The sequence below is a fragment of the Kitasatospora sp. NPDC056531 genome (assembly GCF_042794375.1).
GTDB lineage: Bacteria > Actinomycetota > Actinomycetes > Streptomycetales > Streptomycetaceae > Kitasatospora.
Genome location: NZ_JBHTTU010000060.1, coordinates 15370 through 40996, shown reverse-complemented (window position 1 = coordinate 40996; position 25627 = coordinate 15370). Strand labels below are relative to the sequence as shown.

Below are 25627 nucleotides of genomic sequence, written 5' to 3'. Positions count from 1 at the left end.
CAGGCGCTGGGGAAAACCAGACACTCGACCTTCCCCCGCCCCCCCCCCCCTCGGTGGGTCGGCGCCCCGGAGCGCTGAACTCGCTGCTCGGCTCGGCGATTTTCGTCAAGAAGTTAACACCCGGCCCTGGTTGTCCCGCTGCGCATGCGCAACGCCTTGCGCAGCACCCCCTTGCGCATGCGCACCGGCCTGCTCGCCACCGTGCGCATGCGCATCCCTCCGGGGCCCGGCCGGTGCACAACCGGCCCGGCCGGGTACCCGGCCGAGGCCTGCGGCGGCCTCGGCGTCCGCGCGTTCACGCTCGGCCCGCTTCCGGTCCGCGGCGGCCTGGCCACAGGCGTCGCACAGCCCATCGCCCCCAGCCGGACCGCGCCCGGCGTCACTCGCTGCCGGTGTACCGGTTCGAGCACTCGCGGCAGACCGGGCGCTCGGCCTCCCGTTCAGCTTCCTCGCGGGCGCGGCGGGCGGCGGCCGCAGCCTTACGCTCGACCGCGAGCAGCCGGTCGCCGTCCGGGTTGTCCAGCGCAGCGGTCAGGGTATGCCAGCCGCGGCGGCCGAAGCGCCGCCACCCCTGGCCGTCGCGCCGTGGGCATCGAGCAGCTGCAGCATGGTGGCGACCACCGGCAGCGCCAGATGGTAATTGCCGGCCGTCACCCCGGCGAACGGGTACGGGCGCGGGCTCCAGTAGGCGGCGGAGCCGTCCTCCACCGCCTCAAGGCGGCGCAGCAGGCGCCGGTGGTCGCGCTCGGCCTTCGCGGCCTGCTGCTCTGGGGTGAGGGGCTTGGCGCCGGGCCGGGTGCGTTTGCGGCCGGGGGTGAGGACCAGGGCGACGGGCGGGTAGCCCTCGTGGCCGGTCGGCGGGTAGACGGTGGGCCACAGCCGCAGGTCGTGCGTGCGGGCGCCCTGGCGGCGCAGCGAGGCCTCGAACGCCGCCTTCGCCGCGCCCTTCGCCGGGACGACCGACGTCCCGGTCCGGGCGTGCTGCTCGACGGTGGTGGTCGCGGTCTCCACGGCGGTACGTCTCCTTCGGCGGCCGGGTGGTACGGGGCGGGCTGCTACTCGGGAATCCAGCGGCGGATCGGGAAGCCGTGAAAGCCCTGGCTGCGTGCGGCCGTCCGAGTGGACTGGCAATCAGTCACGCGTGGTACACGACTGGCCCGTTCGGGTCCGGTGTTTCGATGCCTCCGTCCGACCTGCCCCACTTGGTATACCGGCCAGCCCGCTCAAGACGGCGGGCTGCCCCATCTCCCGAGGAGACATCCATGAGACTGAGCGGTCCCCTGCTGTCCGCCTCCGCGGCGCTGCTTCTGGTCGCCCTCACGGGTCCTACGGCGTCGGCGGCAGTCGGCGGCCACGAAGACGACGTAAGGCACGTGGAGTGCAGCCCCGGCGCGCTGATCGCCGCCATCGAGGAAGCCAACAGCCACGGCGGCCGGACGCTGTCGCTGGACCGTAACTGCACCTACGACCTCACCACCGCCTTCGCTGACGCCGACGGACTGCCGGTGATCACCCAGCGGATCCACATCAAGGGCAACGACGCCACCATCCAACGCGACGACGCCCCGGGCACCCCGCTCTTCCGTATCTTCGACATCGCCGGCCCCCACGGCGACCTGTCTCTGAACGACCTCACCATCAAGGGCGGCAACGTGTCCAACCCCGCCGGCGACACCGGCGGCGGCATCCTCGTCCAGAAGGGCGGCGAGCTGCGCCTCAGCGACAGCACCGTCACCGGGAACACCGCCCAAAGCTACGGCGGCGGAATCGCCAACCAGGGGCAAGCCAGCATCATCCACTGCACGATCAGCGACAACCACTCCACCCGCAACACGTCAACCGACGGCGGCGGCGGCATCGGCAACATCGGCGCCCTACGTCTGAAGGACTCCCGGGTGATGTCCAACACGGCCGGCTCGCTGGGCGGCGGGCTGCGACAGGACGGCGGCACCACCGACACCGACAACACCACCCTCAGCAACAACTCGGCGACCTTCGACGGCGGCGCCGTCTTCACCAACTTCGGCACCGTCAACCTCAACAGCAGTGTCGTGACCGACAACACGGCAGGCGGCCAGGGAGGCGGCATCCAAAACTTCGACCACACGAAGCTGCATGACACCAACGTCAGCGGCAACACCGCCTCACAGGGAGGCGGCATCAACAACTTCAACGTCCTGGAGATCGAGGGCAGCCGGATCACCGACAACACGGCGGCCAGCCGGGGCGGCGGCGTGTGGACCAGCCAGACCGCTGAGATCCGGCACAGCACCATCAGCGAGAACAGCGTCACCGGAGTGAACGGCCAGGGCGGCGGGCTCTGGAACAACCGCGGCCTGGTCCTCGACGACGTCAAGGTCGTGCGCAACAAGACCACCGACGCGAACTCACAGGGCGGCGGGATCTACAACATCAACGACACCGGCCAGCGCTTCTCGGGCAACCTTCAGCTCATCAAGACCAAGGTCACCGACAACAGCTCCGGCAACGGCACCAGCACCACCAACGCGGGCGGCGTCTGGACGAACACCCAATTCACCGTCTTCGAGGACTCCGCGATCTCCGACAACCACCCCACCAACTGCAAGGGCAGCCCGATCACCGTCGACCACTGCGTCAACTGAGCCCACCGACCGCCCACCCCCTGGGAACACGAAGCGGCCTGTGCGTCGGGTAGCCGGATCTTGCCGTGACCTGGCTACCCGACCACACAGGCTCGTCGCCTCTCACCTGCGGGACACGGCGGCAGGCGGGGGTGACACCCGGCAGCGACGGCTGTGACTCCCGGTCCCGATCCCGGTCCCTCCAGTCCCTGACTCGTTTTCGTCACGACCGTCAGGGTCCAAGGTCGCTGTCCTGGCCACGCCTTCCTACCGGGGGCCGTGCAGCTCCTGCTGCCACAGGGCTTCGCAGAGCAGGTCCAGTCCCTGGCGCAGGTGGCGTCGGTAGGTTCCGTACGGGAGGCCGAGACGGCGGGCGGCGGCTTCCTGGGTGGGCGCACCGGAGAAGTAGCCGGCCGTCAGGGCGTCACGCGCGCGCACGCCGCGCGGGTCACCGGCCAAGCCGTCGACCGTCCGGCGCAGCAGGGTGCGCAGTTGGCCGGCGGGATCGGTGAAGTCAGCCGCCAGCCGGGTACGCGTCAGCGCGCAGGCAGCGAAGGCGGCCGCATCGTGCCACAGCGGCAGGGCCTCGCGCACAGCCTGGTCGAACCCGGTGCGCGGGATGCCCGAGGGGCCGGACGGGGCCGGCACGTCCGTCGCGGTGATGAGGTGTCTCAGCCAGGTCTCGACGGGCACCTGCCGCCAGTCGTTGACGAACAGTCCGTAGGTGTGTTGGCCCACGCGCGGTCGTGCGCCGCAGTCGTGCATGACCCCGCGGAAGCGCTGGGCCCAGGCTTCGGCGTCCTGGTAGACGACGAAGCCGTGCGCCCGCCCGCGGGCTCTGGCGGCTTCGGCCTGGGCTCTGGAGTTGCTCAGGTCGATGACCCGGGAGGGGACCTGGTAGTGCTCTGGGTAGACGGAGAAGCGCGTCATGCCGATGTGCTCGCCGGGGCGGACGGGCGTCGTGGCCTCGGTGTGCGCCCATGCCGCCGCGACAACGGGGTCGGTGGCCAGGTCCTGGGGATCGGGCGGGGCGGGCAGGACGAGCCGGGTCGTGAAGGCCACGCATTGACCGGTGGCGACGCCACGGAAGACATTGAACGCCTGCGGCTGACGCTGGATCCAGTAGCGCACCAGGTCCGCGGACTCGGTTCCCTCCGTCTCCTCGGTCATGCGCAGGACGACATCGATGTCCTCTGGCTGGAGCGAACGCGCGTGCACCTCGTTCTCGCGGGACCAGGTGCGCAGGCGCGCGAGGCTCGCCAACTCGCGGAAGAGATAGAAGATTTCGTCGGTGACTATCCAGACGCGTTCCTCGGATGCCTCGCGCAGCAGTCGCAGGTACTCCTCCGCGAGTCGCTGGCGCATCGTCGTGAAGGCACTGGGTGCCCGCCAGCGCAGGTCGGCTACCAGGGTCTCGCGTGCGGCATCGTGTGGGTAGAGCCCGCGATGCGTGGACTCGATGAACGGTAGGTTCCTCAGCCAGTCGAACAGCTCATGGGAGTCCTCCTCGGGCAGGACCGCGGTGAGCAGTTCCTCGGAGGTCGAATGAGCCTGTGCCACTACCTCCAGCGCCCGGCGGTGAGCCGCTGTCGGAACCTCACCGACCAGCCCGGCCAACAAGATCCCCAATATTTCGGCCGAGGGTACCCAGATCCCTTCACCGCTCCAGCCTGCAGCTCCGGCCGCGGCGGCGAGGGACAGGGCCAGCGGGTTCCCACCGGCGAAGCGGAGTACATCCTCCCGAAGCGAGCTGGGAATCCCTGTGGCGAGCAGCAGGCTCCGAGCCTGCTGCTCGGAGAACGGCTCCAGTTCACGGACGTACAAAACCTCGGACCAGGCAGGATCCGCGGTCCACTGCGGCTCCGGCGCCAGCCGGCCCGCCAGAACCACCAGAGTGTCGTCCGCCGCACGGGGCAGGAACTGCTGCCACAGCCAGCTCTCCAGCCACTGACAATGCTCGAAGGAATCCACGAACAGGACCGCTCCGGAAACGTCCAGGAAAGGACCGACGGCGCGTTCGAAGTCGGCCGGGTCCCGACTGACGAAACGGCCGTCCAGTTCAAGGAGGAGCCGCCCTGCCTCCCTGGCCTCGTCGGCCATACGCCGCAGCAGCGACGACTTTCCGATACCCCCGGGACCATGCAGGTAGAACGCGAACGGTGCCGCTGGATCACCGGCCAGTGCCTTCCTGAAGCGGACGAGCTCCCCGTCCCGCCCGATGAACGCCCGTTGCCGCGTTCGATTCAGCCGCTCTCCCACTGACGCCATGTCAGCCCTCGTTCCCGTGCACCGGCTCCGGACAGCAGGCCCGCCCGGAGATCCCCACCACGCCCGACGCACGCCCTGTAAGGCGCGCGACGGTGTTCTCCAACCGATAAGGCTGCTTCCCGCCATTCCACCGGCCTGATTCAAGCACCAAGCGGCGAGTAATCCGTTCTCCACCTGGCGTACGCACAGCCGACGCCGTCCGCCGCAGCCACCAGCGGCCTTGCCGCGGGGCGTGGGGCCGGAGCTCCACTCCCAATCCGCAGAGACATCCCGGCGTCGCCTCACGTTCGACTCGCCCCTCTTCCAGGTGCCGTGTCCGACGCCTTGGCCAAATCAGTCGGAGACGCCGACCGTGGTGGTCTCCGGGCCGTTCGCGCTGCCCCCGGCCCACTGCTGCCAGGACGGGTCGAACGACGTGTAGCCGTTGTCGGCCTGCGCGTCGCCGCCGGGCGACCCGGTGATGGTGACGGGGTCGCCGACGTGCACGTAGTTGTAGAACCACATCGCGTCGGTCAGCGACAGGTCCACGTGCTGACGAGAGCGCTGGCCGAAGGACACCGAAGGTATCCGAGTCCGGCCAATCCGATCAGTTCTTGAGATCGACGGAGCACGACAGGTTGCCCTTGGCGTCAGGCTTCTGCTGATCCTTGAGCTTGCCGTCGACGTAGATGCTGCAGACCGCGCCGGGATCCGCGCTCTTGACTACCAGGTCGTTGAAACCGAAACCGACGTTCTGCGCGCTGGTCCAGGGCAACCGCTGCTGCGCTGCGGTTTTCGCGTTGGTTTCACCGGAGAAGCTGTAGCTGACGTCGGTGGTGCCGGGGCCGGTCACTTCCATCTTCACGTCCCAGCTCTTGCCGAACAGGCCGCAGCCGGTGAGTGACACCGCTGCCATGACCGAAGCACCGGTTACGAGCAGTGACTTGACGTAGGTACGGGATGCGGGGAACTTCACGGCGCCTCCTGATGACGCGTCGGCCGTTTGGTACGCGGTTCATTCTGGGCTGCGTTCGGCAGGTCCGGAGCAGCCGAAAGGCCGCATTCCCGGGAGCGGCATCGGCCGAAAGTACGTATCCTCTCCCCGCCCGCTGGGCCCGCGAGCGGTCGTCTATCCTCCTCTCCATGTCCCTGTCGATCTTGCGCCCCGCACCGGACGCCGTCGCCGCAGCGTGCGTCGGCGTGCTGCTCCTGGTGCTGGACGCAGGTGTGGTGAGCCGCAGTCGCATCGGGCTCGTAGTCGTCGCCAGCGGCGTCCTGGCGCTGGTCACGGCCGCCGGATCAGTGCCGGCGTACCGGGCCGGCCGGCACTGGACGGCCTGCGCGCTGTCCGTCGCCGCGGCGGCCGTCTCGCTGCTGACGACCTCACTGGTGGAGCGCACCGTGCTGCAGCGCACCCCCGGATGGGCCGAACTCATCGGACTCCTGATGCTGTTGTGCGTGGCCTGCCGGTACGCACGGCCGTTGCCGCTCGCCATGTCGGCGGTGCCGCTGTTCGTGGCGGTGGTGCGCCTTGCCGGCCGCGCTCCGACCCTGTCGGATCTGCCCGTACTCGACGGAATCGACAAGCTGTTCACCCTGCTGCCGGTGGGTTTCGTGCTGCTGGGCGGCTATCTGCGGACCGAGGACGGCAGGCGCCAGGCCACAGCCGAGCAGGTGCGCCAGTCCGAACGCCTGGACCTCGCCCGTGACCTGCACGACCATGTGGCCCACTACGTCACGGCCATGGTCGTCCAGGCCCAGGCCGGAGAGCACACCGCCGAGCGTGACCCGGCTATGGCCCGCCAGTTGTTCTCCAACATCGAAAGGACCGGCCAGGAAGGGCTGGTGGCCATGGGCCGCATGGTCCGCCTGCTGCGCGAACCCGGCGGCCCCAGGACATCGGCACCGGTCACCCCCGCCATGACGGCGATCGAGGAACTGGTCCACCGCTTCCCGGCACCCGGACAGCACGCCTGGCTCGACAAGGCTGACGACGTGGACAGCTCCGCCTGGTCACCACAACTGGCCAAGTCCGTCGAGCGGCTGGTCCAGGAAGGCCTGACCAACATCCGCAAACACGCCCGTACGGCCACCGCCGTGCACGTCATGCTGGGAACCGACGGAGACCGGCTGGTCGTCCGCGTACGTGACAACGCCACCGGACAGCACCGCAGCCGAGGGAGGTTCCGGCACAGCGGCTTCGGCATGATCGGCCTGTCGGAGCGGGTGGCCGAGCTGGGCGGCGAGCTCACCTGCGGCCCCATGCCCGAGGGCGGCTGGGAACTGTCGGCATCGATACCCGTGAAGTGATCGATGCCCATCAAGGTACGGAGTGAGAACCCGCATTGAGCGTCTCAGTAGTGATCGCCGACGACCAGGAAATGGTGCGGACCGGATTCCGACTCATCCTGGAAAGTCAGGACGACATTTCCGTGATCGGCCAGGCATCCGACGGCCTCGAGGCCGTCGAGACCGTACGCCGGCTGAAGCCCGACGTCTGCCTGATGGACATCCGCATGCCGAAACTCGACGGCCTCGAAGCGACGAAGCGCCTGCGTCAGGAGCAGGGCGCGGCAGCGTCCGGCACGAAGATCGTCATCGTCACCACCTTCGACCTGGACGAATACGTCTACGGCGCCCTGCGGGCCGGCGCCAGCGGCTTCGTGGTCAAGAACTCCGGCCCCCGCTTGCTGGTAGAGGCGGTCCACGCCGCGGTCAACGGCGACTCCCTGATCTCGCCGTCCGTCACCGTCAGACTCCTCGAGCACCTGAACAAGCCGTCCCGTGCCGAGACCGCGGCCGCCGCGGCGCGACGCCTCACCCCTCAGGAACTCAAGGTCGTGACCCTGGTCGCCCGCGGCCGCACCAACAACGAGATCGCCGAGCAGATGGTCCTCTCCCTCAGCACCATCAAGAGCCATCTCAGCCGGATCCAGGACAAACTACCGGCCCGCAACCGCGTGGAGATCGCAGCCTGGGCCTGGGAACACGGCATCGTCAGCTGACCGTCACCCCTGTGCTCCCATGGCCCCTGCCCGTACGGTGGGCCTCCCATGGTGCTACGACCTGAACATCAGGCTTCCCACCGACCGCCCGGAGAAGATGACGGGGTTGCTCTGGAAGGCGGACGTTGTACACGAGAAAACCAACACTTCGTTACGGGCCGTCAGGGTCGGTGGCGGTGAGTGCTGACACCGGGAGTGACAGCGGACACTCTTATCTTTCACTTAGAACGTTCTCTTAGCCTCTTGTTCATGATGATGCAACGTGGTGCGGTCGGATCTGTTGTCCTCACGGCCATGACCTTGGCGGCCACCGTCGGGGTGGCCGCCGCGGCTCCCGCCCCCGACCAGACCGCCGCCTCGGTGTCCCGCGGAAAGGTGTCGGACAATCTGTACATGTCGCTTGGCGCGTTTGAGGATGCGACGTCCGGCGAGGACCCCAAGGTCAAGGCCATGATTGACCGTACGGACATCGGCGGCGTACAGGTGGTGGTGCCCTGGAAGGCCCTTGAGGGGAAGAAGGGGGAATACAAGTGGTCGCGGCTGGACATTGCCCTGAAGTATCTCCAGGAACGCCACAAGAAACTGTTCGTCCAGGTTCAGGATCGGTTCTTCGATGTAGCCATGAAGGACGCCGGCGTTCCCCAATATGTGAAGGACGAGGGCGGGGTCGCGCCGACGGTCGACGAGAACCCTGACAACCCCACCACCCATGGGGCCATGGCCGCGCAGTGGAACAAAGAGGTACGCGCAGACTTCCAGGCCATGCTGAAGGCGATGGCGGAGAAGTTCGACGGCAAGCTCGCCGGGGTGAACCTTCCGGAGACCGCGGTCGAGGTGGACACCAAGAATGATCAAACCAAGTACACCTCGAAGTCCTACATCGATGCCGAGATCGACAACATGCGCTACGGCAAGAAGGTCTTCACCAGGACACAGTTCATCCAGTACATCAACTTCCTGCCGGATGACGACGACCACAAGCGCATGAAGGAGATGTTCGACCTCGCCAGGGGCCAGAAGATCGGCATAGGAGGACCGGACACCCTGCCGGACCGGCAGTACCAGATGGAGAACTCCTACAAGTTCCTCCACGAATACAAGGATGCTCTTCCCCTCGTCGCGATGGCCGTTCAGGAACCCGACATCAACGCCAAAGACCCCAAGACCGGTGAGCCGTACACCCGCGAACGGTTCACGGACTTCGCCCACGACTACCTCGGTGCGCGCCAAATGTTCTGGACCACCGAAGCAGACTGGCTGCAGAAGCCCCAGGCATGACACGTGCACGTTCCACCACTCAGACCGCGTTTGAGATCTGGGTCGGTGGCCTCCCGGAGGGTGTTCTAGGCTCGGCCAGGTGATCTTCGACAGGTTTCCCATCGTCGGCGGCTTCAAGGAACTGGAGTACGGCAGTCCCGACGGGCCGTCGATCCGGGCTGCGGTGCGGACGGCTGCGCCGGAGCATGAAAGCGATCTGGTTCGGTACCTGCGCGCCGGAACGACCCTGGTCGCCACGCCTTCGGCTGTGCCTGACGTGCTGAGCGAGAGTGGCGCCTTCATCGGAGGGCTGCACCTGCTCACGGATGGACACTGGCTGTGGTACTCCGAGCTGGCCCACTATGTGGGGCACTACCACGTGGAACTCGACCCAGCGTTCATCGAGCACGCGCGCAGCAATAACTGGACTGTTCCGCAGGTCAGCGACGAGCGTCTCGAAACGATGGTGACGTTGCTCATCGGAGACGAAGACGAGCTGGACTGATGTTGCTGCCCCCGCCTCGTTATCAGGCCGAAGTTCGCGTCAATGGGCGCCGACCCGCCCGGGAAGCCGGCCCCACACGGGTCACGCCGCGGACCATGATGCCGATCACCGCCCAGCGGATCATCGTCTCGGAGCGGACGGGACTGGTCTCGTAATCACGGGCCAGGCGCCGGTGGGCGGTGAGCCACGAAAAGGTACGTTCTACCGCCCACCGCTTCGACTGGACTTTTAAGCCCCCGTTGGTCGGGGTCCTTGCGGACTATCTCCAGCTCGCGGCCGAGCACGGTGGTGATCCAGTCGACCAGGCGGCCGGCGAAGCCCTGGTCTGCCCAGATCTTCTTGACGCTCGGGTGGTCGAGGCGGGTCCACAGCAACGGTCGGCGAGCGCCGTCGCGGTCCTGGACACTGGCCGCGACGACGTGCACGGCCAGCAGCAGGCCGAGGGTGTCGGTGACGATGAACCGCTTGCGGCCCTTGACCTTCTTGCCTGCGTCGAATCCCCTGGTGGTGGCGGGAACAGTGTCGGCAGTAGGCACCGACTGCGAATCGACCAGGCCCGGAACCACCCCGAAGGAGCCGACTCCTACGCGGCCTCCGCCGTCACCGGACTGCTCGCCGACGCCGGGCGCACCGAGGAGGCCGTCACCGTCCTTCGGCAGCAAGGCCACGCCAACAGTCACGCTCTGGCCGGCTACCTCATCGACCTCGACCATATCGACGACGCCCTGGCCATCCTTCAGCGACCCCGCCCCCAGGCACCCACTGCCCTTGGCCTACGGCCCGTGGCACGACGGTCCCCCGTTCTGACGTTCTGCCGATCCATTGGGTAGCGTCCCGTCACCTGGCGAACAACACGCCGGTTGTTCGGGGTTGACCTGCGTCTTCATGAGAGGGGCTGGCAACAGCAGTGGGCCCAAGTCCAGTGCCGTGCGGGCCTGTTCTCCACTCCGGGCGGTCCAGCCAGTCAGGGCCGACCATTTCCCGCAGCTCCAGCACCGGCCACCCCGGCCCACCCGACGCATACAGGGCTCTCATCCAGACTTTGGTCTCCCGGGCCTTCTCGAGGCGCTTGAGGGCCTTGGCGGCGGCCTTCTCCTGGCGTTCCTCGTACTTGTGGTGGCAGGGGTAGCAGCGGCCACCGGGACGGCGGGTCCACCGGCCGTGGACCCCGTACTCGTACGTGCTCTCCGCCTTGGGAACCTCGCCGCAGTCGGCACAGGCCAGGCTCTGCATCAGCTCCCGGTCGGCCTGGCGAGCCTTCTTCTCGCGGGCCTTCTGGCGCTCGTTGTAGGCGGCACGGCCCGGTTGTCCGGGTTGTCCAACGCCTCGATCAGACAGTGCCGTCCGGCCGTAGTGGGTCAGGGCAGGGCTGTCGCGTGCAGGCAGGTGTGCCGGCCGGCCTCCGGCGCGGCATCCAGCGGCAGGGCCACGCCCGCCCGGATCTCCACCCGGAACGTGCCCGCCGCGTCGGCGTAGACCGGCGCCCCGTCTGCGCTCCGCTCGCCTGTGGCGTGGACGATGACAACTTCCGGGGGTGCGTGCCCGCCCGGGGTGCCGGGCAGGGTGACCGCGTACCGCTGCGGGGTGTCCACGGGCTCTCACCCGGCTTCGGCGCCGGCGTCGCCGAGGGCGGCGCGCACGCTGTCGCAGACGGTGAAGAGCTCATCAGTGCCGGTGATCTCCAGCAGCCGGCGCGCCTGTGCGGTGGGGGCTGCCAGCAGCAGCTCGACCTCGGCGCCCTGGGCAGCCAGTCGGGCGCCGAGCAGGGCGTTCAGGTAGGAGGAGTCGCAGAAGCCCAAACCGGCGAGATCGACCACCAGCCGAGGCGACCGCAGGGCCACCGCACTGCCCAGAGCTGCTTCCAGGCGCCGGCGCTGGTCCTGGTCGACCTCTCCGTCAAGGCGGACGACCACGGCCCGGCCGGGCACGGTGACGACGGTGACCTGCAGCAACGGCGCGAGCGCGCCGGGGTTCCTGGATCGGAAGGAGCGCCGGGTGGACATGAGCGGGCCCCTCCTGTCGCGAAGGAAGCTGTCCGCCTTCGAGCCTGCTCCCCCCGCCCGGCTCCGCGCCACTCCCACGAGGCGCCGGGCCTGCGGGGGCGACCGCTCAAACCGGGCTCTGCCGGACATCCGCCCTCGTGTGACCGCACTGCCGCCCTCATCGAACCCCGGCGCGCCGTGCCCGGTCCCCGGCGCGGGCTTCGGCCACCCTGACCACAACCTGGTCACCGGCACAAGGCCCGGCCCGTGGACATCGCGGTGTGCGTTCGCGGCCCCCCATCGCGCGGCGCCTGGGCTGCGACGACCTGGACGCGAACCGGATCGCCCGCCCCGGCCCCGGGCACCTCGCCGCGCTCTTCGCGGCCCGGCTCGCCGTCCGCGCCTACCCCGCGGTCATGGCCCGGCGGGGCGTGCCCCGCTGAGGTGGCTGGGTCACGCGGCGACACTACAGGGCCGCCCGGTCGGCGCCATCGGGCAGTTGGGGCAGCGGCCAGTCCGTCTCCGGTGCCCAGGCGGGCCACGGGGCGGCGAACGGCCCCGCGCGGTCCTGGAGGAAGCCGAGGACGCGCTCGCGGGCCTGCTCGACCAGGCGATGGTCCTGGTCGGTGATGAACCCGAGTCGGCGGCCGTGCGCATACTCGTCGGTGTCCTTCCACCGGTGCCCGGACAGGTCGGGCTCGACCACCAAGTCGACGAGCAGATCCAGGGTGTCGATCCCGATCCGCGTCCGCACCGCCGGCTTCTCGAAGTTCACGTACAGGCGCAGCGGCTCCCCCGCCGGGGTTTGGAAATGGTGCGCGGAGAACCACTCGCCCGGCTCGAAGCGGGAGCGCAGGACGGTGTCTTGCCAGGCCCAGGAGTCAAGCATCCAGGTGCCGGCCGCGAGGTTGGTCAGGCCGCTCTTGCGCACCGCGTCGTCGCCGGTGCGCAGCGCCGTGGTCCAGGTGGTGGGGGCGAGGGAGCGGATGCCCGGCCAGTAGGCGAGTTCGAGGACGGTGCCGGTGTCGGCGAGTGCCCGGTAGGGCTGGGCGGACCACACCTTGCCCGCGTGGATGTCGCGGCGCACGACCCTGGCGCCGGACTCGAAGCGGGCGCCCGGCCCGGCGGGGGTGGTCACGGCCGGCCCCAGGTCCGGCAGGCGGGCTCGTGCCAGGTGGTCCTCACGACCATCCCACCGGGTGTGAGGTGCTCGCTGGACCAGGTGCGGCAGCACCCGCCCGCGCCGTGCGGTCGGGCCGGGGCCGGCGGCCTCGCGGTGCGGATCGCAGCAGCGGGTGCGGGGACGGCCGGCGCTGCCGGACGGCGACGCCGGTGGGTGCGCCTGGCCTCTGGCCGCCACCCGGACGGCCCAGCGGCGGCCGTTCTCACCGGCCGTTGACCTGTACCGACACCCGAAACTCACCGGTTGGCGCCCAAAACTCACCGGCGGACGGCCGCCCGGGGCGGGCGAACTCACCACAGCCCGGGGGGCGAAACTCCCCGCCGCACCCATGAGGGCCGGGCCTGTCAATTGGCAGGCTGGTGCACCCGTGGAGGTGTGGTGGCCTCCCGGGGCTGTTCTCCGGGCCGTCCCGGCGGTTGTTCGGGTTGGTCGCCGTGCGGGAGGGGTCCAGTTGGAGCGCCCGGAGCCTGCGAGGGATGAGCAGGCGAGGACGAACGAGCTGGACGCCGACGAGCGGCGACCGATGATGGTTCGCCGGGATGTTCTGAAAGTGCTTGTGGTGACAGCGGGTTGGCGTCCCCCGGGAATGTGGCCGATGCGTGGTGTCACATGCACCCATCCGGCGTCCGGCCCAGGCCGGCGCCATGGCCGTGGTTCGGGGGACCGGGCTGCTCAGTCAGGTCATCGAGCGCGGCGGGTTGCCGTCTCATGCGGTGGGTGCGAGCTCACCCGGAGTGTGTGGCTGTCGGTGTCGGCCGGTGGGCGGCAGCCCGCCGGTGCGGTGTGGTCTGTTGGTCGTGGAGCTCGCGCAGGACGTGGTAGGCGCGGGCGAGGAGTTTGCGGGCCACCGCGGTGGTGGCGATCTTCTTGCCCCGGCGGCGGGCCATCTCCTGGTAGGCGGGGGCGAACAGCGGGTGGCGTTTGGCGGTCTGGGCGGCCTCGCACATGATCCAGCGCAGCCAGGGCGAGCCCTGCTTGGAGATGTGCCCGTGGTGGACGGTGCGGTCGGAGTTGCGGACGGTGGGGGTGAGCCCCGCCCAGGAGGCGAGCTGGCGCGCGGAGGGGAAACGGCTGACGTCCCCCACTTCGGCCACGATCATCAGCGCGGTGAGCGTGCCGACGCCGGGCAGTTGGGTGAGTGCCGCAACGCGTGGATCACCACGTGCCTGTGCGTTCAGCTGCTTGTCGAGGGCGTCGATCGGCGGCTGAAGGCCGTCCATGACCGCGAGGAGGTCGTCCACGACGCGGCGGGAGGCGTCGGGCAGCGGTAGTTCGGCCAACCAGGCGCGGCCGGGTGCGGTGCAGAATCCGCCCGCCCGGTCGTGGCCGAGGTCGGCGAGGACGGCGTGGATGCGGTTGCGCAGGCGGGTGCGCAGACGCACGAGCTGGGCGCGGTGGCGAAGCAGGGCGCGTTGCTGGCGCACGTCGAGCGGGGCGATCCATGCCTCCGGGAGGAGGTCGCCGCGAAGCAGTTGGCCGAGGGTGGCGGCGTCGACCTTGTCGTTCTTGAGCCTGGCGGAGGCGATCGCCTTGCACTGCAGAGGGTGGACCAGGTGCGGGTCGTAGCCGTAGTCCTCGAGGAGTTCGACCAGCCAGCCCCAGCCGAAAGCGGCCTCGAACGCGACCGGTGTTCCGATCGGCAGGTCCCCGATCACCTCGAGCACGGTCTCGACTCCGTTGGGGACGTTCCGGTTGACCTGAACCGTGCCGTCGTGGTCCACCACCGCGATCTGGGACCTCTTGCGGTGCACGTCGATCCCGACGTAGACAGACATTGCCGGGCCTCCTTCCCGAGCTCGTGTGTACCCGGACGATAAGCATCGCCGGGCTGAGCACGGAAGGGGGCCCGGCCCTCATAGGGTCAGGTCAGGCCTGAGGAGCGGGATGCAACGCGGCTGCAACACGCCCTTCCCCGGCCCGGTTCCCGCGCATCGGCGCAGGTCAGGCTGCAACACGGCAGCCAGGCGGCCGCTCGCGTTGCAGCGTGTTGCAGTACCACCCCGTCAGACCGGGGCGGGGCGGCAGTCAGGAGCGGCGCCACCAGGAGCGGGGCCTCGCTGCGGCTGCGGCGGCGGCGGCGGCGGCCCGCTCGGCCCGCTTCCGGTCCGCGGCGGCCTGGACACAGGCGTCGCACAGCCCGGCGCCCCAGCCGGACCGCGACCGGTGCCACTCGCTGTCGGTGTACCGGTTCGAGCACTCGCGGCAGACCGGGCGCTCAAACCCCGCGGAAGTTCCAGTAGTCGACCGCCGACCAGGTGACGGCCAGCATAACCAGCCATCCCAGGGCGGAAAGGCCGAGATTAACGGCGAACGGCCACTGGACCGACACGAGGAGGGCGGAACCCGCGATCACCGCCACCGCGGTCGGAACGGTCATCGAAACCGCGACCCACCACTTCCGCGCCGGCGGCGCGGCGAGACCGTGGGCGATCGCGGACGTGCCGACGCCGATCAGCACCGCCGCCTCGATCAGGACCCTCCAGAGGATGTTCAGGTGTTCGGCCTCGTGCCCCCGGTACGCGAGCCGGACCACCGCGCCCCGATACACCTTCAAGTCCACGACGGAACCGACCTTGACGTCCCCGTAGAAGGAGCCGCTCACGCTGTAGTCGCCGCTCGGAGCCGTCTCACGGGCGACGGTCAACATGAAGGACGTCGAGTCGTCTCCATCCTCCGCGTACTTCCTCGTGACCCACCCGCTCTCCTGGTGCAGGCAATCGGTACCCGCCCCGGCCTCCGCCGTACCACACACGGGGACACCGCGATGGGCACCCAAGGTCTCGAAAGCCTCCGAGAACTGGACGAAACCGAAACCGACAGCAGACAGGCCGACGGCGACCAACAGAACCCGCCCGGCGATCCGAACAGCCAACGGCGCCCTCCGCCGCCGTTTCGGCTTGCTCAAGTTCCCCGACCACGCGTCCATCGCACCCCCACCACCCGTACCACGCCTGCACATTGCGTCCCGCTGGATCTCCCCGGGCGCAGAGCGGATGATGCCAGGCCGACGGCGGCCGGCGCGAGGAATTGTCGGAGCTACACCTCGGTCGCCACCACGACCAACAGGTCATACCCGACATGGCGAGCTACCTTGCTGGTCCTGCCGTCGATAGGGTGCCGCCATGGCCATGCCGAAGGCAGTCGAGCAGGTCGTCCATGAGGCGAACCTCCAGCTCGCGGACGGCACTTGGGAGCTCCTCGCCAGCGAGTCGGACCTGGCCCGCCGGACCGCGGCCGCCCTCGCTTCCTCGACCGAGGGCGGTCGAGGACCGGCGCAGCCGTCGGCGCTGAGATCGATTCAGCTCACAGGCTTGAAGGTGAGGTCGATCCTGTCCTCGTTGGGCCAGGTGATCTCCACATCACCGCTGCTGCCCCGGTATACGCCGGTGCCCCCCAGGATGGCTCCGGCGGCGGTGCGCGGGTAGCTGCCGAAGCGGTCGATCACGCGCTGGTACTGGAGCTCGCCACCGGCTAGCGCGAGCACGATCTGTGAGAGAACGACCGGCCCGCTTGGAGTCAGGTCCACGATGGCGCTGCTCGCGACGCCCGAACCCGCCGGGGATCCATCCGTGTTGAACAGGTCCAGGGTCGAAACGTACGTGAGTCCCAGGGTGGGAACTTCGGGCAGGGTGTTTTGAGTGCGGATGGCGGTCAGCTGAATGGACATGGCGGACAATCCTTCGGCAAGAGGACGCAACATCCATGATCATTGCACGCTGCGATCAGTCTGATGCGTATTGTGAGTGATACTGCCCCGCTTCGCACCCAGCCGATCATGATCAATTTCTGCGCCAGCAGCTGTACCGATGGTCCCCAAAGCACAGACGGCAAGAACACCGGGAAGCGCCTTTCGGCGGCCTCGTCGGCCTCGGTGCGCGGGGCGCTCGCGGAGGTCGAGGAAGCCTTGCGGCGAACCAGGCCGACGACCCTGCGCTTGCCGAGAGGTCATCCTCCCTTTTCAGGCCGCATGTTGGTATTCGTGGAGGAGGCCGCCGAGTCGGTCGGTCCGGCGTATGTTGTCGATTCGGGCGATCTGCTCCGGGGTGTCGATCGGCTGGGGAAGAGCGCAGAGGGTCGGGCGTTCGCGATGGCTTGATGCGGCCTGTGTTCGTTGGTGTCGGTCCGGTACGGGCTCGCGCTATCCGTTCTTCCGAGCCCGTGCCGGTGCCTGCGATCCGGGGCTAGCTGGCGAGTTGGGCCTGGAAGGCGGCGGGGTTGAAGTACGCCTTGGCGTCCTGGATGAGGCCGTCCCCGCCCAGTTCGTAGATGTTGATGCCGGACCAGTTGACCGGCTTGCCGTTCAGGGCGACGGCGGCACCGCGCCAGGAGACGGCAACCTGGTTATCGACCGTGTGCGCCTCCAGGCGGGCCAGGCCGAGGAAGAGCTGGAAGCCGCGCCGCAGCCCCGCACCCGGTGCTGGGCCGGTCCGGGCTGGTGACTTCGCCGGACGCCGAGGTGGTGATCGGGAATGATGACCAGGTGACCATCGATCTGCTGCCGGGCCGCGGACTCCGCCTGTCTGCCCCACTGCCCGCCCCGCTGGCCGAGCTCCGCTTCGGGCTCACCAGAGCCGAGGTCCGGCGGGCATTGGCGCCGCACGAGGACGTCCTGCGGGGCAGCCTCTCCCCGGCCTCCGTCTGCCGCACCCCGTGGGCCCTGGGCTTCTCGCTCCCGGGCATCATGGTCACCCTGTCCGCCCGGGCCGATGGCGATTTCGCGTTCCTGTCAGTCTCGCGCAGCCCCTCCGATGCCGGATCCCGATGCCCGGTGCGCCTGCACGGCGTCGACGTCCTCGGCCGGCCCGCCCACGAGGTCGCCGAGGCGCTGCGCGCCCAGGGCCACGACGTCCTCGACCGCCTCCATCGAGACGTGCGCTTCGGCCCTCTCCACCTCGGGCCGCGCGCGGTCACCCACCCAGACCGCCCGGACGACGCCGAGCCGCGCGACCGGCGCGAGCTCCGCCGCGAGCCGCCGTTCTCCTTCGGCTTCATCTCGCTGTCGGCGCCGCCAGCACCGTCGGCGCTCTCGGCGCCGCCGGGCGCGCCCGAGTAGGGTCGCCGGTAGCCCCCCACCAGCCAGCGGAGCCATGGGCCGCCGGGGCGCCCGGATTTGGCCGCGCCGCGATCCTGACGGCATCGGTGTCTTCTTCTCAGCTTGCCCAATACGCCGACGCGCACGCCGCCCCGGAAACCGGCCCATGCCGTCGCCCAGGCCGGCGAGCCGACCCACTGCGGAGTGGTGTCAGGCGGAACCCTGGGCGGCGAGACCGCCGGGGCCCAGGCGCTTCCGGATCCCCTGCAAGGGGACCTGGTCGATCCCGGTGTCGGGCGCGCCCGGGGCCGGGGCGGAGAACGGCGAGCGTTCCACGGGCAGCAACCGCTCGCCGAGCGGCTGGTCGACTGCGGCGTCGGGGTGGGAGAACGGCTGGATCAGCTGGCGCCGCACCGGACGCCCGGATTGATCACTCATGGCTGACATCCTGTCACCCGGACGCCGGTTCGCGGGGCGGGCCTCGGCCCGGGCGGAGCGCTGCGTGCGGCTGGGCCGTGACCTGGAGGGCGGCCGCCGGGTTGACGGGTCATCACGAACGTGACTTCCCTGCCCGCACTCGACCCGGGCGGCGGTGCCGTCGAGGACCAGGAGCAGCAGGATCCGGAGCGGGCACGGCAGCAGGCGGTGAACGAGGTGCTCGCCCTGGCGGCCGAGACCGGGCGGCGGGCTGGCGGGTGGGTGCGGGAGCTGGTCGCCCGGCAGACGGATGAGTGGCACCGCACCGTCGTGGAGCGGGCCGCCGACGCGATCGAGCAGGCGAGCGGCCGCGAGATCGTTCCCGGCGGCGAGGGTCCGCTGGACGAGGAACTGCACTACGGCCTCACTGCGAGCGTAGTCACCGGCAGCCCCTTCGCCGACGGGCTCCCGGTCCTGGAGGCCGGCGAGCGGGTCACGCTGGCGGCGGTGTGCGCGGTGGCCGCGGCGATGCCGGGCACCGTGCTGAACGACCCGGTGGCGAACTGCCCGCGCTGTGCAACGTGATCGACGACGCCCTCGCCCTGGCCGCGTGCTCGACTTCCTGCAGGCCGACGCCCTGGCCCACTCCTGACCGCCCTCCGACGACGACACCCTCGGCCTCAGCAGTGCCGACCAACACGCCCCAGTCCGAGCGCCACACCGACCAGCGGGCACCCTGGGAGAGCGGCGGGACGTACGCGTCTGAGGACCGTCCCGGCCGGGAACCGGGCGAGTGAGGCGCAGCACGGCCGGGTCCCGGGGAAGTGAGGGGGGTGTTCCGCGGGGCCCGGCCGATGGGAGGCCAGCAGCGCCGAGCCGCGGCGCGGCTGCTCTGCTCGGCGGCCCGGTGATGCTGTGGTGGGGCCGCCGTGGCGGGAATGCTAGACCCGCTGATCAGCAGATGGCCAGGGCTTTGACCTGTAATTTTCCGGCCGCGAACATGCCATCCGGCGGCGCGGTCTCAGCTACTGGCCCGCCAGATGTCGAGGACGGCTTCGTACAGGCGGTCGGGCCCTTCCCACCGGGCCGGGTCGTTCTCGTCGGCCATCACGTGCTCCAGGACGCGGGCCACGGTGGCGGGGTCCGCGTCGACAGGGGATATCCAGCGGCACCTGTGGGCCGGAGCCGTCGGAGAAAGACTCGTTGTCCCAGCAGTACGACCAGCCGGCGGCGCCGACCGGTGTTGCGGAGTGGCCAGCCGGCCTCCCGCGCTCCGCTCATTCCACCGGCTTCATCCAGTCGGTCGTCGCGGGGCCGTAGGAGTCCGCCGGCGGCTCGGCCGGAAGCTGGGCACCGGCATCGCAACGCAGCTCGGTGGAGACCACCTTGGCCAGCTTCAAGGCCGAGTCGGCCAGCAGCTGGCGCTGTTGGAGGGTCAACCGTCCTTGGTCGCGGCCGTAACCGGCGGCCCGACCGAGGACGACGACGTCCATGAAGTACGGGACCGAGTAGTGGTCGGCTTCATGGGACTGGGTCCAGCAGCGGAAGTAGACTCTGGTGCCTTCGCTGGTGAAGTTCCCGCCGCTGTCCTTGTCGTAGGCGAAGAGAACTGGCTGCAGGAGCAGCGAGGGTTTTTGCTTCGGCGTGTGTATGTCCGTCGGCGGGGGCTCGGGATAGCCCCCGTCCTGGTTCACCAGCACGTTCACGAGCTGGTGTTCGCCCTGCTTGGCACCACAGCTGCCCAACATGTGGGCGATGTCGTTCTGGTGGGCCGTCCGCAGTGGGCCCTGCGCCGCCTTGACGTCCTCGTTGTCCACCATGAGCGCGCGCAGCGTCTGCTCGTCCAGCGTGCCGTAGCACGAGGACGCGGGCACTGTGGCGAAGGAGTTGGGTCGCCACTCCTGCCAGGCCGGCCATGCCCCCGCCAGCACCCCGATCGCGAGTGCCGCTGCCCCCAGCCGCTGCCATCGCCTGAGCCGCCGAGGCTGCCCCTCGTCAAAGTCGTGATCGCTGCGGTCTTCGGCCTCGTCTTCGCCCCGCTTGGCGCGGCAGCTTGAGGGAGGCGCCCCCGGGCGACTGAGCGCCCGGGCCCCGTCGCCGCAGGCCCGGCGCCGAGCGCTGTCAGCCCCCTGCTCTAGCGTTCCCGACATGACGCAAGCCGCTCACGCGTACCGCTATCTGCGCTCCTCCGTGCTGGACGACCTGCACGGGCGCCTCGGGCTGGAGACCTCCGGTGGGGCCACGCCCTTCGGCGAGGTCGCCCATCCGCGCTTCTTCGAGGGGATATTGACAGCCCCTTCGGCGGCGGCCGCCGGGCTGCTCGCGGTCGCGGACGTGGCCGCGGCACGCTACTACCAGCCCCGACTGCCCGCCTCGCCGGACCCGGTGGTCACCGCCAACGGCGACCGGCTGCGCTTCGAGTCCTTCTCCGGCTGCGGCGGCGTCTACGCCCGGCTCGACGTGCTCGAGTCCGGCCTGGACGGCGGCGGGATAGGCCACGGAACCACCAATGTCGACGTCAACGTCCCGCTGCGGGACGCCCTCGGCCGCCTCGGCCCGGCCGAGCCGCTGCGGCTCGCGGTCGGCACCGAGGCGCTGGAGGTCACCACGCCGGACGGCCCGCTGGTGGAGAAGAAGGTTCCGCTGTCGGACCGCTGGCTACGCGGCTTCGCCGAGACGCAGGTGGTAGCCGCCAGCTTCGACCTGCGTGCCGAGCTGCCCGCCGCCGAGGCCGTCCGCTTCCTGCGCTCGCTGACGGCGGGAGGCGCGGGGGGTGCGCGCGGCACGGCCGGCGCGACGCAGTGGGTCGTCCCCACCGGGCGGCTGCCGCGGCCGACCAGCCGGCCCGTGCCCGGCGCCGTCTGCATGCCCGGCCCGCAGCGACTCGTCGCGCTGCAGCGGGTGCTGCGCCACGCTCGCGCGCTGCGCATCTACGGCCCGCCGCTGACGGCCGGGGACACCCGGCCGACCAGCTCAGCCTGGGAGGTCGAGCTCCCGGGCATGCGGCTGACGCTCACCCTCTCCCCCGACCCGGCCCGCGGCTTCTCCGGCGAGGGCGGCGTGCTGGACGCGCTGGCATCGGCCGGCAGCGAGCAGGACGCGGACCTGGTCGCGGTGCTGCTGGCCCGGGAGCCGCGGATCGACGTGGCGGAGCTGGCCGAGCAGGCCGGCCTGTCGTCGCAGCGGGTCCGCGCGGCGCTGACCTGGCTGGGCACCTCCGGGCAGGTCGGCTACGACACCGCCGAGGCGGCCTTCTTCCACCGTCAACTCCCCTACGACGCTGGCCGCGCCGAGTCCCGCAACCCGCGGCTGCGAGCCGCCCGCACACTGGTCGCCGCCGGGGCCGTCCGCCCGGAGAGGGACGGCGGGGCGATGGTGCACGTGGAGGATCATGTACAGCGGGTGCGCCGCGCGGCGGACGGCTCGCTGGGGTGCACCTGCCTCTGGTGGGCCAAGTACCGGGGCGGGCGCGGGCCGTGCAAGCACGTGCTGGCGGTGGGGTTGGCGGCGGAGAGCGCCGCCTCGAACGATGTGAAGGAGAGGGCGGCGCGATGAGCCTGCTGGACCGTGTGGACGCTGGGGATGCCAACGGCGTCGTGACTGCGCTGGCCGCACTGGGTCCGGCGGAGCGCCGGGCCCTGCTGCCCGAACTCAAGCGCCGCCGCAAGGAGATGTCCGTCGCCTGGTGGGAGCACTCGGGAGGCCACAAGCTGGCCCTGCTGGTGGCCGGGCTCGGCTGCAACACGGCGCCCTCCGCCGCGTTCTCCTGGGCGAACGGCATCGGCTCCCCCGCCGGGATCGTGGTCTGGCAGAACGAGACGGTCCTGGCCGTCGTCGACCAACAGAGTCCGGAGTGGCAGTCGGAGGTGCTGCGCAGGATCGCCGAACGACGGCCCACCGCCTGGCTCGGCGACGAGTACCCGGCCGTCGAGCGCCTCGCCCGCGCCGCGGGTGAGCCGGTGCCGGTCACGGACGGAGTGGTGCTTGCGTGGCAGCGCCACCACGTCCCGCCCTACGCCACCGAGGAGTACCGACGCGAGCTGGTGCTCCGGCTGGTCCAGGCGTCGTCGACCCCCTCGCTGCTCCTCGGGATGTTCGATGTCGTCGGCGCGGGCGACCAGCTGGGCGAGGCGTGGCGTGGCGCGGTCCTCGGGCTGATCGAGGCCGGCGTGGTCGAGCGCGACGAGATACTCGACCGCTGCCTGGCCCGGCTGGCGCGCGGCGGACGGCCGGGCGACCAGCGCGGTTTCCAGCGGCTGCTGGAGCAGCTCGCGCCGACCCCGGAGGAGACCGCCGCACGGATCCGCGCCTACCTGCCGCTGCTGGACAGCCTGTCGCCGGTGGCCGCCCTCGGCCAGGCACAGCTCGCCGAGGCGGACGCCGCGGGCCTGCTGGAGCCGGAGCACCTGACCGAGGCCTCGGCCACGGTCTTCTTCCGCAGCGAGAAGAAGCTGCTGCGCGCCCAGCTCACCTGGCTGGACCGCTCCGGTCGGCGCTCCCCGGACTGGGCGGCGGCGGCCGTGCGCGGCGCGGCCCTGGCCTTCGGGCAGAGCGACGCGGAACTGCAGGAGCGGGCGCTCAAGGTGGCGGCGCGTCACCTGAAGGTGGCGGGTCCTGCCCTGCTGCCCGAACTGCGGGCGGCGACCGAGCTGCTCGGTCCGGCCCAGGCCGCCAGTGCGGTGGCGCTCTTCGGCCTGGACACCCCCGCCGCCTCGGACGCCGCCGCGCCCTACGAGGAGCTGCTGCCGCCGCTCCCCCAGTCGGTACCGCTGGCCGAGCCGCTGGACGATCCCGCCGGCGTGGCCGAGGAGCTGGCCGCCGTGCTGGCGGGCGACGACAGCGTCGCCGCCTTCGAGCGGACGCTGGCCGGCCTGGTCCGCGAGGCGTTCCGGGACGGGGAGGCGCTCCGGGCGGCGCTGAAGCCGGTGCTGGGCGAGGAGAAGTGGGCCGAGACGCTCAGCGTCTGGTCTCCGGACCACACCTGGATCGCCCTCGCCGCGGCCGCGGCCGCAGGTCAGGTCACCGAGGCGCGGGCACACGCCATGCTGCAGGGGCAGGGCCCGCTCCGGACGGAACATCAGGAGCGCCTCAGCGCCGTCCACGCCACCCGGGTGCACGAGGCCGCCGCTCTCATCGTGCTCGGACGCACGCCCTTCCTCGTCGCCACGCCCAGCTACGCGGACGGCGGGCTGGAGGCGGCCGTGCTGGTGGAGCGCATCGCCGCCCTGGAGGCGGCGGACGGCGAGGTCGGCGCGGCTGACTTCAGCCAGGCGCTGCTCCGCGTCCTGCCGACGGACGATCCGGCGGTGCAGGCGGCAGCCGTGCAGCTCCGCTCGGCGGAGGGCCGACGGCTGGCCCAGTGGCTCGCCCAGGGCGGGCTGCCCGGCCAGCGCACCGAGCGGCTGCCGGCCGGGGCGGGGCCGCGTGCGTGCCTGCGCGTCACCCAGCCCGGGCTCGCGCCGGATCAGGAGCCCCTGCTCCACCCGGACATACGCCGGATGCTCAACCCGATGGTGGACGGGGAGGGACGCCACATCCTCGCCTACGGCGACATCGCGACGCCCTACGCCCTCGCCGTGCTGCCCTGCCACCGCGAGGAGCTGGCGGTCCGGCTCGGCAACGCGATCATCGAAGCCGCCCAGTACGGCGCCAAGGGCGCGCAGCTGCTGCCGCAGCTGGTCGAGGCGGGCGGTCCGGCCGGCCCCGGGGTCCACCTGACGGTGGCGTGCGCGCTCGGCGCGGCGACGGCGGAGGACCGCACGGCCGCCGTGGACGCGCTGCTGCTGCTCGCCGCCCAAGACGCGCTCGACGCGGACCGCCTCGGCGCCGATCTCGCCGAGGCGGTCCGCTGCGGCGTGGCCCCGCTGAACCGGGTGCCGCTCACCCTCCGTCAGGCTGCCGAGTCCGGCGCCTACGGGACGGTCTGGTCGGTCCTCCGCGCCGCCCTGCCGGGCCTGCTGGCCCCGGAGCCGATACGCGGCGTGCCGGAACTACTGGCCATCGCCGCCGACTGCGCCGCCCGCAGCGGCGCGACGGACGCGCTGCCGGTGATCGAGGCGCTGGCGACCCGGCGCGGCTCCTCCCGCCTGCTGAAGGAGGCCCGGGCACTGCACGCCGTGCTGACGGCGAGCTGAGAGGCGGCTCACCCCAGCTACGCGGAGACCGCCGTCCCCTGCTCGGCGGGGGCGCGCTCGCCCTCCGGCGCGACCGGATACCCACCGAGGTCGGTCGAGGCGCGGCGAGGCGGCGGAATGCGTTGTGGCCCGTTTCCGGCAGCTCCAATGCCGGGAACGGGCCCATGCGCTCTTCTCCTGGTCTGGCCCCGCGGTTCCATGCCGTCGGCCATGTCGTGCAGGTGGTAGACGGCGCAGGGCAAGCCCGGCCGTACCAGTACGGGCTGGTCAGCGCAGTGGGTGCGTCCGGGACGGCCGCCAGCTGGTCCGCGGCCTGCATCCACGCCGTGGCCACCAGCACCCGCATCCGGTCGAACTCGGCGACCAGGGCGGCGAACTCCTCGGCGGGCGGCAGCGGGACCGCGCCGTGGGCAGCCTGTGCACGGCGAGGCCGGCCAGCCGCTGCGTGGTCCAGTCGGCATCAGCCAAGCGCTCAACCCGCCAACTCAACTGCTCATCCGCCAGCTGAAGCGCTCAGTCACAATTTCGGCGACACGGGGCCGCTGGAGGGTCCTTCTACAGCTCGATGTCCATCCAGGCGACGTCGTTGAGCTCGACGTCGAGGCCGCGGGCGCGGCGGCCGCCGTCCTTGAAGTACTCGTCGCGTAGGGCCTCGGCGAGGATCGCTTCCTGCTGGGCCTGGCTGGCGCCGGCGTCGCGGGCCTCGTAGAGCCGCCGGGCGACCGAGCCGGGCATCTTCTGGGTGATCATCCGGGGGCGGGGGTCGTCGGTGGAGCCGCCGGCCGCGCTGTAGCCGAAGGTCGCCTGGATGTGGAGCATGAAGCCGCGCTGCTCGGCGTCGCGGCGCACCCGCTGCTTCACCCGCGGCTGCCAGGCCGCCCGTACCGCCCGCTCGACCTTCGCCGCGTTGGCCCGGGTCATGGGGATGTCGCCGGTCAGCTCGCCCTCGGCCAGGGCGGTCAGGGCGCGGGCCCAGCGCTGGGCGGTGCGCACCGAGACTCCGGCGGCCTGGGCGAGGCGCTTGGTGTCGTTCTTGGCGACCTTCTCCCACAGGAACTTGACCCGGGTGTTCAGGTGGACCGGGATGGGCCGGGTGCACTCGGCGCGCTCCAGGCCCTCGTCGGTCTCCCGGCTCATGGGGCATCAGGTCCTTCCCGCCGCCCCGGCCGGGACGGCGTCGTGTCGTATGGCAGTGAGTGGGGGGGGACAGCGGGCGAGGAAGGAGGGGAGAGGGGGGTACCCTTTTTCGGAGAAGAAGAAAC

25 protein-coding genes and 1 pseudogene are annotated in these 25627 nt (G+C 70.7%); 11 read left to right on the top strand and 15 right to left on the bottom strand.

The genetic code is table 11. The features are described from left to right. Positions 1–531: 531 nt before the first annotated feature. Positions 532–1011, bottom strand: a complete 480-nt coding sequence (locus ACFQ87_RS33170) for a hypothetical protein (RefSeq protein ID WP_380614604.1) — start codon at positions 1009–1011, stop codon at positions 532–534. A 251-nt stretch (positions 1012–1262) separates the two neighbouring features. Between ACFQ87_RS33170 and ACFQ87_RS33165 the strand changes: the two genes are divergently transcribed. Next, on the top strand, positions 1263–2624 hold the full coding sequence (locus ACFQ87_RS33165) for a hypothetical protein (RefSeq protein WP_380614603.1): 1362 nt from the start codon (positions 1263–1265) through the stop codon (positions 2622–2624). A gap of 246 nt (positions 2625–2870) precedes the next feature. Here the strand turns inward: ACFQ87_RS33165 and ACFQ87_RS33160 are convergent, their stop codons facing one another. The 3 genes from ACFQ87_RS33160 to ACFQ87_RS33150 all read right to left on the bottom strand — a co-directional run bounded on the left by ACFQ87_RS33160 (position 2871) and on the right by ACFQ87_RS33150 (position 5826). Next, positions 2871–4862, bottom strand: a complete 1992-nt coding sequence (locus ACFQ87_RS33160; protein ID WP_380614602.1) for an ATP-binding protein — start codon at positions 4860–4862, stop codon at positions 2871–2873. A 342-nt stretch (positions 4863–5204) separates the two neighbouring features. Then, positions 5205–5429 carry a hypothetical protein gene (locus ACFQ87_RS33155; RefSeq protein WP_380614601.1) on the bottom strand — a complete coding sequence of 75 codons (225 nt, stop codon included), beginning with the start codon at positions 5427–5429 and terminating at the stop codon, positions 5205–5207. A gap of 28 nt (positions 5430–5457) precedes the next feature. Next, a complete protein-coding gene (locus ACFQ87_RS33150; protein ID WP_380614600.1) occupies positions 5458–5826 on the bottom strand; it encodes a hypothetical protein in 369 nt (122 codons plus the stop codon). A 167-nt stretch (positions 5827–5993) separates the two neighbouring features. On the opposite strand from ACFQ87_RS33150, the gene ACFQ87_RS33145 reads away from it, so the two are divergent. The 4 genes from ACFQ87_RS33145 to ACFQ87_RS33130 all read left to right on the top strand — a co-directional run bounded on the left by ACFQ87_RS33145 (position 5994) and on the right by ACFQ87_RS33130 (position 9617). Then, complete coding sequence (locus ACFQ87_RS33145) at positions 5994–7160, top strand: sensor histidine kinase (protein ID WP_380614599.1); 1167 nt, start codon at positions 5994–5996, stop codon at positions 7158–7160. 50 nt (positions 7161–7210) lie between these two features. Beyond that, positions 7211–7855 carry a response regulator gene (locus ACFQ87_RS33140; RefSeq protein WP_380614597.1) on the top strand — a complete coding sequence of 215 codons (645 nt, stop codon included), beginning with the start codon at positions 7211–7213 and terminating at the stop codon, positions 7853–7855. 249 nt (positions 7856–8104) lie between these two features. Further along, on the top strand, positions 8105–9133 hold the full coding sequence (locus tag ACFQ87_RS33135; protein WP_380614595.1) for a hypothetical protein: 1029 nt from the start codon (positions 8105–8107) through the stop codon (positions 9131–9133). A gap of 79 nt (positions 9134–9212) precedes the next feature. After that, positions 9213–9617 carry a hypothetical protein gene (locus tag ACFQ87_RS33130; protein ID WP_380614594.1) on the top strand — a complete coding sequence of 135 codons (405 nt, stop codon included), beginning with the start codon at positions 9213–9215 and terminating at the stop codon, positions 9615–9617. 22 nt (positions 9618–9639) lie between these two features. On the opposite strand, the pseudogene ACFQ87_RS33125 reads toward ACFQ87_RS33130, so the two are convergent. From ACFQ87_RS33125 to ACFQ87_RS33115, 3 genes and pseudogenes are all read right to left on the bottom strand, one after another. Then, a pseudogene (locus ACFQ87_RS33125) lies at positions 9640–10174 on the bottom strand (transposase); the annotation flags it as partial. Positions 10175–10975: 801 nt separating this feature from the next. Beyond that, positions 10976–11209, bottom strand: a complete 234-nt coding sequence (locus ACFQ87_RS33120; protein ID WP_380614593.1) for a DUF6296 family protein — start codon at positions 11207–11209, stop codon at positions 10976–10978. Positions 11210–11215: 6 nt separating this feature from the next. Then, on the bottom strand, positions 11216–11620 hold the full coding sequence (locus ACFQ87_RS33115; RefSeq protein ID WP_380614592.1) for an STAS domain-containing protein: 405 nt from the start codon (positions 11618–11620) through the stop codon (positions 11216–11218). Positions 11621–11880: 260 nt separating this feature from the next. Here ACFQ87_RS33115 and ACFQ87_RS33110 point away from each other — a divergent pair, with 260 nt between their 5' ends. Beyond that, on the top strand, positions 11881–12042 hold the full coding sequence (locus tag ACFQ87_RS33110; RefSeq protein WP_380614591.1) for a hypothetical protein: 162 nt from the start codon (positions 11881–11883) through the stop codon (positions 12040–12042). Between the two features lie 23 nt (positions 12043–12065). Here the strand turns inward: ACFQ87_RS33110 and ACFQ87_RS33105 are convergent, their stop codons facing one another. From ACFQ87_RS33105 to ACFQ87_RS33090, 4 genes are all read right to left on the bottom strand, one after another. Continuing rightward, entirely contained in the window at positions 12066–12737 is a 672-nt protein-coding gene (locus ACFQ87_RS33105; RefSeq protein WP_380614590.1) for a DUF402 domain-containing protein, read from the bottom strand. Between the two features lie 770 nt (positions 12738–13507). Beyond that, entirely contained in the window at positions 13508–14557 is a 1050-nt protein-coding gene (locus ACFQ87_RS33100; RefSeq protein WP_380614589.1) for an IS110 family transposase, read from the bottom strand. Positions 14558–14997: 440 nt separating this feature from the next. Further along, positions 14998–15654: a hypothetical protein gene (locus ACFQ87_RS33095; RefSeq protein WP_380614588.1), complete on the bottom strand. Its 657-nt coding sequence runs from the start codon at positions 15652–15654 to the stop codon at positions 14998–15000. 426 nt (positions 15655–16080) lie between these two features. Continuing rightward, entirely contained in the window at positions 16081–16449 is a 369-nt protein-coding gene (locus ACFQ87_RS33090) for a hypothetical protein (protein ID WP_380614587.1), read from the bottom strand. Positions 16450–16512: 63 nt separating this feature from the next. Between ACFQ87_RS33090 and ACFQ87_RS33085 the strand changes: the two genes are divergently transcribed. Further along, positions 16513–16878 (top strand): hypothetical protein, encoded by a 366-nt coding sequence (locus ACFQ87_RS33085; RefSeq protein ID WP_380614586.1) that lies wholly within the window; start codon positions 16513–16515, stop codon positions 16876–16878. Between the two features lie 85 nt (positions 16879–16963). On the opposite strand, the gene ACFQ87_RS33080 is transcribed toward ACFQ87_RS33085, so the two are convergent. Further along, the gene (locus tag ACFQ87_RS33080) at positions 16964–17311 is read right to left on the bottom strand and encodes a hypothetical protein (protein ID WP_380614585.1); all 348 of its coding nucleotides are present in this window, start codon (positions 17309–17311) and stop codon (positions 16964–16966) included. 59 nt (positions 17312–17370) lie between these two features. Between ACFQ87_RS33080 and ACFQ87_RS33075 the strand changes: the two genes are divergently transcribed. Then, positions 17371–17835: a hypothetical protein gene (locus ACFQ87_RS33075; RefSeq protein ID WP_380614584.1), complete on the top strand. Its 465-nt coding sequence runs from the start codon at positions 17371–17373 to the stop codon at positions 17833–17835. Between the two features lie 189 nt (positions 17836–18024). Here ACFQ87_RS33075 and ACFQ87_RS33070 read toward each other — a convergent pair whose 3' ends face one another. Beyond that, a complete protein-coding gene (locus ACFQ87_RS33070) occupies positions 18025–18252 on the bottom strand; it encodes a hypothetical protein (protein ID WP_380614583.1) in 228 nt (75 codons plus the stop codon). A 120-nt stretch (positions 18253–18372) separates the two neighbouring features. Between ACFQ87_RS33070 and ACFQ87_RS33065 the strand changes: the two genes are divergently transcribed. Beyond that, positions 18373–18816: a hypothetical protein gene (locus ACFQ87_RS33065; protein ID WP_380614582.1), complete on the top strand. Its 444-nt coding sequence runs from the start codon at positions 18373–18375 to the stop codon at positions 18814–18816. Positions 18817–19508: 692 nt separating this feature from the next. On the opposite strand, the gene ACFQ87_RS33060 is transcribed toward ACFQ87_RS33065, so the two are convergent. After that, positions 19509–20105: a hypothetical protein gene (locus ACFQ87_RS33060; protein WP_380614581.1), complete on the bottom strand. Its 597-nt coding sequence runs from the start codon at positions 20103–20105 to the stop codon at positions 19509–19511. Positions 20106–20379: 274 nt separating this feature from the next. Between ACFQ87_RS33060 and ACFQ87_RS33055 the strand changes: the two genes are divergently transcribed. Together ACFQ87_RS33055 and ACFQ87_RS33050 are read left to right on the top strand one after the other, a co-directional pair. Then, positions 20380–21786, top strand: coding sequence for an SWIM zinc finger family protein (locus ACFQ87_RS33055; RefSeq protein WP_380614580.1), 1407 nt, complete (start codon positions 20380–20382; stop codon positions 21784–21786). Beyond that, on the top strand, positions 21783–24365 hold the full coding sequence (locus ACFQ87_RS33050; protein WP_380614579.1) for a DUF6493 family protein: 2583 nt from the start codon (positions 21783–21785) through the stop codon (positions 24363–24365). Before ACFQ87_RS33055 ends, ACFQ87_RS33050 begins: the two co-directional genes overlap by 4 nt. A gap of 555 nt (positions 24366–24920) precedes the next feature. Here ACFQ87_RS33050 and tpg read toward each other — a convergent pair. Beyond that, complete coding sequence (gene tpg / locus ACFQ87_RS33045) at positions 24921–25502, bottom strand: telomere-protecting terminal protein Tpg (protein WP_380614578.1); 582 nt, start codon at positions 25500–25502, stop codon at positions 24921–24923. Positions 25503–25627: the final 125 nt, after the last annotated feature.